This window comes from Pseudoclavibacter sp. RFBI5 (genome assembly GCF_002931395.1).
Classification (GTDB): Bacteria; Actinomycetota; Actinomycetes; order Actinomycetales; family Microbacteriaceae; genus Pseudoclavibacter.
Map to the genome: position 1 here is coordinate 200,969 of NZ_PSYA01000007.1, position 14,216 is coordinate 215,184.

At 71.0% G+C, this 14,216-nt stretch carries 7 protein-coding genes and 2 tRNA genes; 4 read left to right on the top strand and 5 right to left on the bottom strand.

Translation table 11 applies throughout. The features are described from left to right. Window positions 1–28: 28 nt before the first annotated feature. Together C5E06_RS05870 and C5E06_RS05875 are read right to left on the bottom strand one after the other, a co-directional pair. Window positions 29–5,536 (bottom strand): SCO7613 C-terminal domain-containing membrane protein, encoded by a 5,508-nt coding sequence (locus C5E06_RS05870; RefSeq protein WP_104306289.1) that lies wholly within the window; start codon window positions 5,534–5,536, stop codon window positions 29–31. Window positions 5,537–5,684: 148 nt separating this feature from the next. Beyond that, window positions 5,685–6,347 (bottom strand): DUF6891 domain-containing protein, encoded by a 663-nt coding sequence (locus C5E06_RS05875; protein WP_104240755.1) that lies wholly within the window; start codon window positions 6,345–6,347, stop codon window positions 5,685–5,687. Window positions 6,348–6,458: 111 nt separating this feature from the next. On the opposite strand from C5E06_RS05875, the gene C5E06_RS05880 reads away from it, so the two are divergent. Together C5E06_RS05880 and C5E06_RS05885 are read left to right on the top strand one after the other, a co-directional pair. Next, window positions 6,459–6,908, top strand: a complete 450-nt coding sequence (locus C5E06_RS05880) for a GNAT family N-acetyltransferase (RefSeq protein ID WP_104306290.1) — start codon at window positions 6,459–6,461, stop codon at window positions 6,906–6,908. Between the two features lie 104 nt (window positions 6,909–7,012). Continuing rightward, window positions 7,013–8,437 (top strand): DUF2252 domain-containing protein, encoded by a 1,425-nt coding sequence (locus C5E06_RS05885; RefSeq protein WP_104306291.1) that lies wholly within the window; start codon window positions 7,013–7,015, stop codon window positions 8,435–8,437. 45 nt (window positions 8,438–8,482) lie between these two features. Here C5E06_RS05885 and C5E06_RS05890 read toward each other — a convergent pair whose 3' ends face one another. Further along, a complete protein-coding gene (locus tag C5E06_RS05890; protein WP_104306292.1) occupies window positions 8,483–10,111 on the bottom strand; it encodes a Mur ligase family protein in 1,629 nt (542 codons plus the stop codon). A gap of 235 nt (window positions 10,112–10,346) precedes the next feature. Further along, window positions 10,347–10,423, bottom strand: a tRNA-Pro gene (locus C5E06_RS05895). 142 nt (window positions 10,424–10,565) lie between these two features. On the opposite strand from C5E06_RS05895, the gene C5E06_RS05900 reads away from it, so the two are divergent. After that, window positions 10,566–10,639, top strand: a tRNA-Gly gene (locus C5E06_RS05900). A gap of 61 nt (window positions 10,640–10,700) precedes the next feature. On the opposite strand, the gene C5E06_RS05905 is transcribed toward C5E06_RS05900, so the two are convergent. After that, entirely contained in the window at window positions 10,701–13,766 is a 3,066-nt protein-coding gene (locus tag C5E06_RS05905; protein ID WP_104306293.1) for a DEAD/DEAH box helicase, read from the bottom strand. A 71-nt stretch (window positions 13,767–13,837) separates the two neighbouring features. On the opposite strand from C5E06_RS05905, the gene C5E06_RS05910 reads away from it, so the two are divergent. Then, window positions 13,838–14,215 carry a helix-turn-helix transcriptional regulator gene (locus tag C5E06_RS05910; RefSeq protein WP_104306294.1) on the top strand — a complete coding sequence of 126 codons (378 nt, stop codon included), beginning with the start codon at window positions 13,838–13,840 and terminating at the stop codon, window positions 14,213–14,215. Window position 14,216 lies beyond the last annotated feature (1 nt).

Here is a 14,216-nt window from a genome sequence, read left to right on the forward strand (position 1 = left end):
GTTCTTCGTGAGCTGACAGCCGGCGCGCTCACCTGAGCGAGCGGATGGACGCGGCGGCGCGTTTCGCGTCGCGCAGTCGCGCCTCGTACGTGGTCGCGATGACGACGAGCACCGTGCCCGCGAGTGCGAGCCACGCCCACCAGGGGACGACGCCGGCGACGACGGCGAGCTGCTGGCGGAACGCGGTGACCGCGTGGAGCGCGGTGATGATCGCGCCGAAGACGAGCGGCGCCTGGAGGCGACGCGTGGCTCCCCAGACGGTGACGCCGACCGCGCCGAGGCCGAGGGCGATGAGACGCCAGGGCGCCGGGTCGGCGAACTGCGCCAGGTAGCTCGGGACCAGCAGCAGGGCCAGGCCCGGGGTGAGCGCGGCCCAGCTGCGCAGCGCGGGGCGCTTGTCGAGGAAGAACAGGCCTCCCGCCAGCAGCGTGGCGCCGAGGGGTGCCGTCGCGAGCTCGAGCCAGGGGGCCGGGGTCTCGGTAGCCACGACGCCGATGATGGCGACGAGGGCGGCGGCGGAGAACGCGAGGACGGGGACGCGCAGCGAGGGCCGAGCGCCGGGGGCGGATTGCGTTGGCGCCAGAGTGGGGAGCAGCTCCGGGCGGACCAGGCTCGCCAGCGTGACGGCGCAGAGCACCAGGACCCAGGTGAGTGCGACCTGCTGGCCGTTCTCGACCTCGCGTCGCAGGACGCTCGGGAGGGCGGAGAGCACCAGCGCCGTGATGGCGAGGGGCACGAGCACCGTCGAGGCGAGCGCGGCGAGGCGCGGGTTCTCGAGCTGGTGCTGGCGCCGCCACAGCGCGCTCGCGAAGAGCAGCACGAAGCAGGCAGGCAGGACACCCCAGAGCGGCAGGGTGACCGGGGTCAGGGGGCCCTGCGCTGCGATGACCAGGGCGGGGCCGAGTACGGCGGCCGAGATCGACGAGCCGACGCCGAGCGCGTTGGCCGAGGCGCGCATCCGGGGTGCAACGGGCGCGACCGTGCAGACGACGACCAGCGCGAGGGTCAGGATGGCGAGTGCGAGCTCCGGCACCGAGAGCGACAGGATGCGGGCGCCGGGTTCGTCGAGGGGCTGCGCGACCGCGGCGATCGCGCCCGCACTGAGCCAGATGCCGGGTGCCGCTGCCAGCCACAGGAGGCTCTCGACGCTTGGCGGACGGGGCTCGTCGCCGAGACGGCCGCTCGCGGCAGTCGCGGTGCCGGCTGCGAAGAACACGAGGAACGCTCCGCCGAAGGCCACGAACAAGGAAGAGTCGTCCCAGTTCCCGAGCACCTCCCAGACCCACGCGAGCGCGAGCACCGGCACGCCGAGGTAGCGGAGGATCGCGTACGGCGAGCGCGCCCCGACGTGGAGGCTCGCGACGATGGCGGCGGCCGCGAGCAGGGCGACTGCGGTCGGAAGCGCGCTCCAATCGGCGAACCCTTCGACTCGGGCGCGTGAGGCTCCCGCTCCCAGGGGGACGCCGGCCAGCGCCGTCAGGAGGCCGAGCGCGCGCAGCGCGATCCCGTCTCCTCGGCGCGTTCCCTCGGGAGCCAGGAGCACACCGGCCAGGGCGGTGAGCGCTCCGATGACTCCGGCTGCGGCGGCGATCTGCACGGGGGAGACGCTTTCGACTCCGATGGCCTGCACGTGGTCGACGAGCAGCCAGGTCGCGAGGACCGTGGTGGCGTAGCTGGCGAGTCTCACGAGCAGGTTCGGGGCGGAGAGCACTCGGGCGATCACGACGATGGCTGCCGCGACGAGGCCGACGAGGAGCACGGTGATGCCGGTCTGCTGTTGAATCCATGGGCTGCTCGGCCCGCTGGGTGTGCCGACCGCCACGGCGACACCGTGGGATGCGAGCGCCAGGAAGCCGACGAGGGCGAGTCCGGCGCGGCCGGCGGCGGTGACGAGGCGATCGGGCAGGACGGCTGCGAGGAGGCCCGCGAGCAGCGCCAGGCCAAGCAGCAGGATGGCGCTCTCGAACCGCGTGGTGAGCAGGAGCGCGACGACGACGGCGCCGCCGGTCGCTGCGAGGAGAGCGATGAGCAGCTTGCGGCGGGCGCTGGCTTCATCCGCAGCCCAGACGCGGCGCAGCAGGAGCCACGACACGGTGCCGACGAGCAGGACGCAGGCCGTGAGCCACACGAGTGCCTCGACGCTCGTGATCAGGCCGGTGAGCACGCCGCGCGGGTTGAGGTCGCCGGTCAGGTTCGCTTCGACGTGGGCGAGCGCCGTGAGCACGGCCACGCCGGCGGCCGAGGCGCTCAGCGAGATGAGCAGCGGACGCGCGTGGGCTGGGACGCTGAGGATGCTCGCTGCAAGGGCGACCCCCAGGGCGACCACGATGCCGACGAGGAAGTACAGCAGCGTGCCCGTGGTCGTCTCGGCTGAGTTGATCGCGGGGACGACCGTCGAGAGCACGAGCCCGCCGGCGAGGACGAAGGCGGCCGCTCGTGCCGGCTCGCCAGCGCTCCGCGCCCGGCCGAACCACCAGAGCAGGAGCGCGGAGACGACAAGCGGGACTCCGGCGGGGAGATGGACGCCCTCGGAGCTCGTGATGCCGGGGGTGCCGGTGGCGAAGACGTACCAGGCGGCGGTGAGGAGGCCCACGCCGATCCAGGCGATCGAGGCTCGTCCTCGCGCGCGGAACAGCCCTGCGGGGGAGATCGCGAGCAGCACCGGCACGGCGGCCGAGGTCGCGATCGTCGCCGCGAGGTACTGCGCCCCGGCGGACGACCCGAAGGCGCCGGTGAAGAACGGCGTGCTCACGAGGGAGACGAGCGCGACGGCGGTGGCTGCGAGCTCGGCGGAGAGGACCCTGCTTCCCTGAGCGCCGCGAAGTCGGGCCGCGAGGGTGCCACCGGCAGCCAGCGCGGCGGCGGCGACGCCGAGGGAGGCCACGACCGGCGGAAGGAACTGCGCCGTCACGAACGCCGTGACGAGCGCCCCGAGCGTTGCCCAGAGGGCTGGGGGCAGGACGGCGAGGAGCGGCACCACGGCGGGTGCATCCTCGTCCTGCCGGCGGCGCAAGGCGACGAGCACGAACGCGGCGCACAGCAGCGCGCCGAGCGCGGCGCAGCTCACCCAGAGGGCTCCGAGCGGCCAACCGGCGTCCGTCAGGAGGGCGCCGTCGTCGCTTCGCGCCGCGCTCGACCTGAGGAGCGCGAGCAGCACGAAGGAGGCGACGAAGGCAGGGAGGGCTGCCGCGGAGGCGAGCAGGATGCGCTCGGCGGCGGAGAGCCACGGTCGTGGGAGCAGCAGCGAGGCGGCGAGCAGGAGTGCGATGCCGAGGTAGGAGCACGTGATGGCGAGGTTCGTCCCCGATGGCTCCGGGGTCCTCCAGGCGTCCCGCACGAACGCGACGAGCAGGGGGACGGCGAGCAGCTGCGCGGCCGTGAGTGCGGTGAGGACGGGCCGGAGCGGCGAGGTGCGCCCGGCCGAGAACCGGAGCCCGAAGGTGAGCGCAGCGCCGACGACAAGCGCGCCGATCTCGACGGGTCGCACCGCGAGCCCCGCCGCCAGCAGCGCGAGGATCGCGACGCCGGCGACGCACTGGAGCACGATTCTGAGGGCAGTCGTGGAGACTGCGGAGGCAGGAGGGACCAGCCGCTCGCGGGCGAGCACGACCGCTCCCGCGACGGAGGCCGCGGCGATCAGCAGGTTCGCGATGGTGACGGCGAGCGCCCCAGGAGCGCTCGCGGCGGCGCACAGCGCGAGGAACGATCCCGCCGCCGTGAAGGCGGGGGTCAGCTGCCGGATCCGGCCGGGCACGAGCTGCAGCAGGCCTGCTGCCACGGCGAGCCCGAGCGCACCACCCGCGATGGCCCACCAGGTGCGGAGCTCGGCGCCCGAGAGCGCCCTTGCCATTCCGGCCTGGTCAGCGGCGGCGAAGGACAGCACGGAGTCGGCTGATACGACCGAGAGGCCGAGCGAGATCACCGGGACCGCAGCCGCTGCGAGCGTCGTGAAGCTCAGCGAGGTCACCGCGAGCTGCAACGCGGCGGACTGCGGGCGTGCTGTCGCGGCGAGTCGGGATCTGAGCACCTGGGCTGCGGCCAGCAGGATCGGGATGAGCGCAAGCGAGAGCGCGAGGCGCACGACCCCGGTGAAGCTCAGGGGGACTGCCCCGAGCGAGAGCGCCGTCAGGATGCCGAAGGCGATGAGGAGGCTGCGTGCGGCGAGTGCTCCGCGTTCCTGGCTGACGAGCCAGGCCAGCAGGGCCGCCGAGGCAGCCGCGATGAGGAAGAGGAAGGCGTACCCGAGCCAGGGGTCGTTGCCAGTTGCCGCCGCCGCGCCGCAGAGCACGCCGCCGGCCAGGGCGACGACGCCTGTGACGGAGAGGATCCAGCGCTCGAGCGAGCGCGGAGTTGCACCGCTGAACGAGTCGGCGGCGGGTGGGCCCTGCGTCGCGGCCGAGACGGACGGCCTGACGCGCAGCAGAACGTGCAGCGCGGAGGCGGCACCGGCCAAGACGAGGGCGAGGACCAGGCGCTGCACGGGGGACAGGAACGTGGCGGTGGCTCCGGCCGCGGTGAGGGCGAGGGCGGGCAGCACGGTGAGACTCGCGGCAATGCCGGGGGCGCGCAGGTGCGAGAGGCGATGCCAGGCCTCGAAGGCCGCCGTCGCGACGAGGAGGCCGATGCCCCAGTAGAGCGTTCCCGGCACGTCGCCGGCACCGAGGAGACCCGTGGCCTGGACGGCCCACACGTCGAGGACGACCAGCACGACACCGAGCGCGCCAATTCCCTCCGCCGTGGCCGAGAGCCTCCGGCGCTTCAGGATGCTGGCGGTCGCGATGACCGCGAGCGTCACGCCGGCGGTGATGGCCGCCTTGACCTCGACGCCGAAGACGACCCAGGCGAAGGTGAGGAAGACGACCGCTGCGATGCTGAGGAGCCCGATGCCGAGCACGAGGAGCAGCAGCTGGACGCTCGAGCGACGGGGCCGGGGCGGCTGAGCTGGCGGGGTGGGCGGCAGGTGCTGGGCCGGTGGTGCCTGATACCCGGAGGGCGCGCGCTGCGTGGCCCAGGTCTCCGTCGGCTGCGGCGCCGGGTGCTGCGTCGTCTGTTGCGCCGGCGCGGACACGTGCTGGCCGCGCTGCTGCGTGTTCTGTCCCTGTCCCTGCCGCGGAGCCGGAGCCGGAGCGGCATCCGCCCCGAGGTGCCCTGCGGCTCCTCCGAGGAGCCTCGCGTGGTCGGCCGCGAGCAGCGCGTCGCTTGCCCGGCTCCTGCCCCGCTCCTCCTCCCGGAGTCGTGTCTGCTCGGCTCGAGCCAGCTGGTCCTGTCGCGCCGCGCGGGCCTTCGCCTTGGCCTGCTCGTTCGCCGCGACGATGAACTCACCACGGGCCAGGAGGGGGCCGCGCGCCTGCGCGCCGAGGTCGAGAAGATGGCTGATGACCGCCGAGTCGCGGGTGAAGCCGCAGGCGGGGCAGGACGGCCCTGGAGCGCCATAGGTCTCGAAGCACGAAGGGCATTTGCTCGGGTCGGTGAGATCGCCGAGCGTCTTCGGGAACCGTGGCCTCTGGGCTTGTCTGCCCACTCCTGCGTCAGTCACTCTGCGTCTACCCCCGGGGTTGTCTGGGCGTCAGCCTAGCGAGCGAGCCGCGAGGATGCCGTTCTCCGGACAAGAATGGGGAGGCGAAAGCGGGAGCGGGGGAGGACTGCCCGGCCAGATCAGCCGGGCAGTCGGGCCCGAGACGCGCTCAGGCGCCGACGAACGGGAGGCGCTTGCGCCAGTGGCTGATGGAGACGGCGATGCGAGACGACGTCTGCCCGTCCCACTCGACCGCGAGGCCGTTGCTGCGCATGGTCGTGGCCACGAGACGTCCGAGCTGCTGCTCCGCCTCCGCGCGCTCTTCCGCCGTCTGCGAGGGGCTGGCCGCGAACGTGCCGAACGCGAGGAGCAGCTCCGCGTCGTCACCGGCGAGGCGCTCCGCGTCCTGCTGGTGGAAGAAGACGTAGCCGACGTGCTTGCCGATGGTCCTCTCGGCCTCGATCTCGGCGTGCCCGCAATTCTGGCAGCAGGCGAAGTTCATGCGCGCGACGACGCCCGCCTGCTCGAGGTCGGCGAACGCGGCTCGGAGCTTCTCGTAGTCGCCTTCGCTGGCCCAGTCTCGCTGGCAGTCGGCGAGGTCGTCCCAGGTGGCGGTGACGATCCGCTCGATCTCATCGGGACGGACGGGCAGCGCCTCGTCCTCGGCGAACGAGCCAGCGGTCTCGAGGGCCTCGTCGAGGGAGACGAAGCCGGGTCGGATGAGTTCGACGGTCCGAGCGCGGAGGGTTTCCCGCGCGTTGTGAACGCCGTGCGGCTGGTGCTCGGCCTGGGGGGTGCTCGAGGCTGGGCGGAGGTACTTGAACAGATCCACGGCGGAGACTCTACGTCTCCACGGGTGGAACGTCCAACCGTGAGCTGTTCAGGGTCGCCTTCCCGCCGAGTCTGCTGGAGCTTTCCGGCGGGCTGGGGCGAGACTTGGCGCATGACTGAATGGAATGTGCGCCCTGTCACTGCGTCGGACGAGCGGGAATGGCGGGAGCTCTATCGCGGCTACCGGGCGTTCTACGGGGTTCCCGCCGACGAGGCCAAGATCGACACCGTCTGGTCGTGGCTGAGCGACGAGGCCCACGAGTCGCACGGCTTCGTCGCGGTCGACGCGGAGGGGCAGCTGGGTGGCATCGCGCATGTGCGTCGCTTCGCTCGACCGCTCTCCGCCACCACGGGGCTGTATCTCGACGACCTCTTCACCTCCCCGGCGGTCCGCGGCGGCGGCGCGGGCCGGGCCCTCCTGCTGCACCTCGGCGAGTACGCCGAGGATGCTGGCCTCAGCGTCGTGCGCTGGATCACGGCTGAGGACAACGCGACGGCTCGGCGCCTCTACGACTCGGTCGCGAAGCAGACGGCGTGGGTGACCTACGACATCGTGTCGTGACCCCGCGACGCTCGGTCGCTACGGCATCTCTCGGCGTTCACCGAATCGCGAGAGACTGAGCCTCATCGAGCCGGAGCTCGACACTTCGACGAGGAAGGCCCCTCATGCCGACACACCTCAGCCGTCTGCAGCGCGATCGCGCGCCCCGGCCGACTCGCGACGAGCTCTACGCGGCGGGCAAGGCGCTCCGCAAGACGCAGCCGCACGTCGAGCACGCCATCTTCGTCCCTGGCGAGCGCGACCCCCGGGCGATCCTCGCCGAGCAGAACGAGGCGAGACTGCCAGAGCTCGTGGCGCTGCGCATGGGGCGCATGCTCGACAGCCCGTTCACGTTCTATCGCGGCACCGCCGCGATCATGGCGCACGACCTGTCCCAGGGGGCGAGCACCGGCATCCAGGTGGTGGCGTGCGGCGATGCGCACCTCAGCAACTTCGGGCTGTTCGCCTCGCCGCAGCGCACGCTCGTGTTCGACCTCAACGACTTCGATGAAGCCGCGTCTGCGCCGTGGGAGTGGGATCTGAAGCGGCTCGTGGCGAGCGTGGTCGTCGGCGCTCGAGACCTCGGACTCACCGAGGAGCAGACGAGGAAGGCGGCGAGGAAGGCCGCGGCCGCCTACCGGGAGGGGATGCGCGAGATGGTCGGCCATTCGGCCCTCGACCGCTACTACCTGCGGCTCGACACCGACGTGGCGCATCCCTCGTTCAGGACGGAGGCACAGGACGTGCTCGCGAAGGCGACGAAGAGCGCCAGGAAGCGCACGTCGCAGAAGTTCGTCGACAAGCTCACGGAGCGGGCGGCCGACGGCACCAGGCTCATCGTCGAGAACCCGCCCGTGATGACGCACGTGTCGCCAGAGGCCGAGGCGCGCGTCGAGGAGCTCTTCGAGCGGTACCGTGCGACGGTCGGCACCGACGTGGCGTTCCTGCTCGGCAACTTCACGCTCACGGACGTCGCGCGGCGTGCTGTCGGGGTCGGGAGCGTGGGCACCCGGTGCTTCATCCTGATCCTGACGGGGCCAGGCGGAGAGGCGCTCGTGCTGCAGGTGAAGGAGGCGCCGCCGTCGGTGCTCGAGGCCTACGGCCACGTCGACCCGAGGAGGCTCCTCCAGGCGCGATCTCGCCGCGAGTACGACGAACTCGGAGAGGGGTACCGGGTGGTGAGCTGCCAGCGCATCCTGCAGGCCGTCTCCGATCCGTTCCTCGGCTACCTGCGCTTCGAGGATGAGGACGGCGTCCCAAGGGACTTCTATGTGCGGCAGTTCAGGGATATGAAGGGCTCGGTCGACCTCGACCAGCTCACGCCGTCGGAGTTCTCGAAGTACGGGGAGGCGTGCGGCACGCTCCTCGCACGCGCCCACGCGCAGAGCCCCATCGCGCCGATGATCGCCGGGTACCTCGGCAAGAGCGGCTCGTTCGACGGCGCGATGGCCGAGTGGGCGATCGGCTACGCCGAGCAGTCCGCGCTCGACTACGCCGAGCTGCTCGCGGCGAGAGACCGCGGAGAGTTCGAGGCGGTCTCCGACCGCTGAGGTCTTGTGTGCGGCATCGCCTCGCTTCCCCGGCCGCCCGGGAGCCTAGGAGGCGCGGCGCTGCTGTGCGTCGGTGACCGCATCCGCCGACCCGAAGGCGCTCGGCGGCTCCGGCGCGAGCCAGCCGTGCTCGCGCAGCGCGGCCACGGCGGCCTCTCGCGCCGAGTACGGCACGATGCGGCCGTCGACCTCGACGTCGGCCCGGTGCCCGTGCCCGCCGACGAAGATCAGGTCTCCGGGCTCGGCCAGTGCGACGGCGTGGTCGATGCCGGTCGCCGAGTCGGCGATCTCGTAGAGCTCCCGCTCGGGGAACTCGGCGCGGATCGTCTCGACAAGGGTGCGGCGGATGCTGTCGGGGTCTTCCGTTCGCGGGTTGTAGTCGGTGACGATGACGACGTCCGACTCCTCGCTCGCGGCGCGCGCCATCTCCGGGCGCTTTCCCTTGTCTCGGTCGCCGTCGGCGCCGAAGATCATGAAGAGCCGGCCGGGGGTGAACGGGCGGAGGGCGTGCAGCACCGCGCGGAAGGACGCTGCCGTATGCCCGTAGTCGACGTAGACGCGCAGCTCCGACTCGCCGGAGACGAGGTCGAGGCGACCCGGGACAACGGGGTGGAGCCCGTCCGTGGCGCTCAGCGCCTCCCGAATCTGCTCGAGCGACGCGAGTCCGGTGCCGATGACGGAGACGATCGCGAGCGCGAGGTCGAGCGCCGTGAAGGTGCCGGGGAGGCCGATGCTGGAGGTGAGCTCCTCGCCGTTCGGGCCCCGCAGGGTGAAGTCGGTGCGTTCGAGGCCCTCGGCGTCGATGTGCAGCACCCAGTCGGCGTCGGCTGCGCCCTCCGCGGTGTCGCGTGCGACTGTCACGACGGGGATCAGCGACTCGGCCGCCGCGCGGCGCCCCCACTCGTCTTCGATCGCGATGACGCCGCGCTTCGCGTGCCTCGGCGTGAAGAGCACCAGCTTCGACGCGAAGTAATTCTCCAGCGTGCCGTAGACATCGAGGTGGTCCTGCGAGAGGTTCGTGAAGATGGCGCTCTCGAAGGGCAGGCCGTCGACCCGCCCACCGTCGAGGCCGTGCGAGGAGACCTCGATCGCGGCCGCCTGCACGTCGTCCTCGGTCATGCGAGCGACGAGGCCGTGCAGGTAGTCGGACTCGGGCGTCGTGAGCCGACCGGAGAGGCGGGTCTCGAGCCGCGCGTCGCCCACGATGCGCTCGACGGTTCCCGAGAGCCCGGCCTTGATGCCGAGCGAGAGGAAGAGTGCGTGCAGGAGGTAGCTCGTGGTCGTCTTGCCGTTGGTGCCGGTCACCGCGAAGAGCTGGGGCGAGGCGATCTCGGTGCCGAAGACAGTCGAGGCGGCGACGCTCATGACCTCGCGCGGGTTCTCGACGACGATGGCGGGCAGGTCGAACTCGGCGGCCTTTGTTGCGCCGGCCTCGTCGGAGAGCACGGCGACCGCGCCGGCCCGGACGACCGCTGGCAGGAAGTCTGCGCCGTGCATCCGTGCCCCGGGAATCGCGACGTAGAGGTCACCCGGGCGGATGCGCCGGGAATCGCTCGAGACCCCGGTCACCGTGACGGCGTCGCTCGCGGGGGACACGACCCCGCCGGTCGCAGCCGCGATCGTGGCGAGGGGAACAGCGTGTGGGCTGTTGGGGCGTGCGAGATCTGACTGCAATGGTGTTCCTCTCGGAGGGCGCTGGGGCGCCGCGGGTGGCCTTCACTGCAACGCCTCGGCCGACGCCGGTGCGAGGGACCTCAGTCACGCCAGCGTGCAGATAACAAGAAGATAACGACGACGCATATGCGGGCCACATGACGAACGTGTGAGTCGTCTATGCGCGGCGCATGAGCCGACGAAAAAGACCCCCTCGAGAGGGGGTCTTGCCTGGCTCGAAGCTGCAGGAGGATGCTGGTCGGGGTGACAGGATTCGAACCTGCGACTTCCCGCTCCCAAAGCGGGCGCTCTACCAAGCTGAGCTACACCCCGGTGCCGATCGCGCGGCGAACCGGAGGCAATGCTACCGGACTCCCGGGGCCACGCAGACCACATCCACGGACGCGACTCGCTGATGGAGGGTGGAGTTCACGGACCTCGCCGAGATGGGGTAGCATTCTCTTCGTCCCGATTTGGGGCTGTAGCTTAGTGGTAAAGCCTCTGTCTTCCAAACAGATGATGCGAGTTCGATTCTCGTCAGCCCCTCCAGAGAAAAGCCCGGTCAAGCCAGAGATGGCTCGGCCGGGCTTCGTGCTTCCACGCCCCTCGGCTACCGCAGCAGCTCCCTGATGTCCTCAGCCGAGAGTTCGGTGCTGAACAGCTCGTCGTCGTCGATGACGGCGTTGAAGAGCTTCGACTTGCGATCTTTGAGCGCCATGACCTTCTCCTCGATCGTGCCCTCCGCGATCATCCGGTAGACCATGACGCGACGCTCCTGCCCGATGCGGTGCGTGCGGTCGATGGCCTGCTCCTCGCTCGCCGGGTTCCACCACGGGTCGAGCAGGAACACGTAATCGGCCTCCGTCAGGTTGAGGCCGAACCCGCCCGCCTTGAGGCTGATGAGGAACACGGGAGCCGTGCCCTCCTTGAAGGAGGCGATGACCTCTGCCCGCTTCGTCGTCGCGCCGTCCAGGTACACGTAGGGGATTCCCTCCGCGTCGAGGCGCTTGGCGACGAGCTTGAGGTACGAGGTGAACTGGCTGAAGACCAGCGCCCGGTGCCCCTCGGCGGCGACGTCCGTGAGGTGCTCCAGCAGCGCGTCCAGCTTGCTCGAGGGCACTGTACCCGGCGGCATGCCGTCGAGGCTCGCCTGGATGAGCGCGGGGTCGAGCGCAAGGAGGCGCAGCAGTGTGAGCGAGCGGAACACGATGAATCGGTTCTTGTCGAGGTCCTCGAGCAGCCCGAAGAGCTTCTGGCGTTCGCGTTGGAGGTAGAGGTCGTAGAGCTCGCGGTGCTCCTCGCTGAGCTCGATGAAGAGCGTCTGCTCCTGCTTCTCCGGCAGCTCGGGGGCGACACGCTCCTTCGTGCGTCGGAGCAGGAAGGGGCGGATGCGCGCTCGCAGTCTCGCGAGGCGCTTGGCTCGCACCTCGGCGCTCGCGGGCTCGCTCAGCCCGGCACCGACGCCATCGCTCACGCCGTGCCGCTTGCCTTCGATCGTGCGCACGTACTCTTCCCCGAACCGCCTCGCCGAGGGGAACAGGCCAGGGGCGGTGATCGCGAGGAGGGCGTGCAGCTCGGTCAGCGAGTTCTCGAGGGGCGTACCCGTGATGGCGAGCTTGAACGGCACCTCGAGGTCCCTCGCGCATTCGCTCACGAGCGAGCTCGCGTTCTTCACGAACTGGGCCTCGTCGAGGACGAGCCCCGACCATCCGGTGTCCTCCGCGACGCCGCGGTAGGCCTCGAAGTCGAGCCGGAAGAGCGCGTAGCTCGTGACGACGATGCTCGCCCCGTCGGCGACGTCCGCGACGCGGCGCCCTGAGCTGGCCTGGGTCGCGTCGATGATCCGGGTCGTGAGCTCGGGGGTGAACCTGGCGGCCTCCGACACCCAGTTCGACACGACCGATGTCGGCGCGACGACCAGCAGCGGCGCCGGCTCGCGCCCATCTGCTGCCTGCTCGCGTGCGTGCTGCACCAGGGCGAGGGTCTGCAGGGTCTTCCCGAGGCCCATGTCATCGGCGAGGATGCCGCCGAGCTTGTTCCGCCAGAGGAACGCGAGCCAATTGAGGCCCTCCTGCTGGTACGGGCGCAGTGACGCGTGCAGTCCCCGGGGAGGTTCGATGGGCGAGGGGGCGTCCTCCCGCACCTCACTAAGCAGCTCGCGCCATTCGACGGCTGGCTCGGCCTCGTCGGCGAGATCTTCGAAGTCGGACCAGAGGCTGGCGTGCCTCCGGCTGATCTGCAGTCGGTTCGGCTCCCACTCGTTCAGGCCCTGCGCTTCGCTGATGAGCTCGCGCAGCGGCTCGAACGCCGGGTGCTTGAGGGAGAGGTAGCTGCCGTCGATGAGCAGCAGTCTCGGCTTCCCGAGCGCGAGGGCCTTGAAGAGCTTCGTGAAGGGGATCACCTTGCCGTCGACGGTGACGGTGACCCCGAGGTCGAACCAGTCATGCCGCTCGGTGGGCACGGTCGTGACGGTCAGGTTCGGGGCTCCGCGGAGCTCCCGGTAGGCGGGCGGCGTGCCGACGGTCTCGACTCGGATGCCCGAGAGCCGTTCCAGCAGCGGCAGGGTCTCGGCCGCGAAGCGCGCCGCCTCGATCTGCGAGAGGGTGACCCGAGCGGGCAGGGCTCCGGGGGAGTCGACGTCCTCCGGCATCCAGTCGCGCGGGAGCATGCCCTCCTCGAGCACGCTCGAGAGTGCGGGCGGTGCGGCGAGGGACCGAGGATTGGCCCATCGCCAGCGCAGCTCGATGCTGTGCCGGGGGCCGAACGTCGTGGTGAGGATGAGCTCGGGAGGTGTCGGCTCGGGGATGCGGACCGACGAGTCTGCGCTGCCCAGCCGCAGGTGCGCCGCGAGCTCTGGCAGGTGCGAGCGCTCGAATTCGTCGGCGTCGTCGCTCGGCACCGTGAACTCGGTCCTGCGGGCGCGTCCGGGGTCGAGGAGGGCCAGCTGCTGGTGGGAGAGCCTCGTGTCGCTCTTGGCGAGGCGGATGCGGTCGGGCTCGTCGGCGTCGAAGGCGTAGAAGCCGTGGTCGCCGACCGGTCGGGCCGTCTCGAAGTCGGCGGGCGCATCCCCGATGGTGAGGAGTGGCGCCACGGTCAATCCGCCCGGGGTCCGTTTGGCGTCGAGTGTGAGGCTCGAGCCGGCTTCGAGCGTGATGCTGGCGCGCTTGCCCGTGCCGACGAAGGCGATGTCCAGGCTGATGGCCTCCTGGAGCATCGTCCACATCACGGGGCTCTGCGCCTCGTCGAGGAAGAGCCATTCGCTGTCCTGGCCCGGTTCTGGCGGGCGCGCGGCTCGGTGCACCGCGAAGAACTGCGCGAACCACGCCTGGTGCCGCGGGTCGAGGTCTCGACGCCCGCGCAGGTGCTGCAGCTTCGCCCAGGTGAGATCTCCTTTCACCCACTTGCCGCGAACCCCCTGCATCACGGGTCGTGCCCCGAGCCGGAGCTCGTCGAGCGCCGTGGCCGCGCCGTCGTCGCCCGTGAACGCGCGGCGGGACGTGGGGCCGTTCCAGCGGTACATGGTGCGCGGGATGAGTTCACGCACTTCGAACTGCAGGGCAAGGGGCACGACTCGCTCGGAGGCGTGGCCCTCAACCGGGGCGGCAGGCTGCTCGAGGAGTCGCCCGAGTGCGCTGCGCCAGGACGCCTGCGTGGGACTCTCGCTCGGATTGCTCACCGGTGCAGTCTACGAACCACCACCCCCACCGGTCTTGCCTCGGCGCTTCGTGCGGCGTAACGTACAACCAAATGGTTACACAACAGCTCGGCCAGGACGACGTCAGCCGCATCTTCCAGGCCCTGGCGGATACGACGAGGCGCGACATCCTCACGCGCGTGCTCCGCGAGGAGCAGTCCGTGACCACCCTCGCCGAGGCCTACGCCATGAGCTTCGCGGCCGTGCAGAAGCACGTCGCCGTGCTCACGAAGGCAGGCCTCACGGCGAAACGGCGGCGGGGAAGGGAGCAGCTGGTCCATGCCGACCGGGCGACGATCGCCCAGACGACGCGGCTCCTCGAGTCCTACGAGCGGCTCTGGCGCGACCGAGCATCCCGCATCGACGCGCTCCTCGCCGACGACGACGAGAGCGCACCACCATCTCCGCGCGCCGACGCTGGCGAGCGGTGAA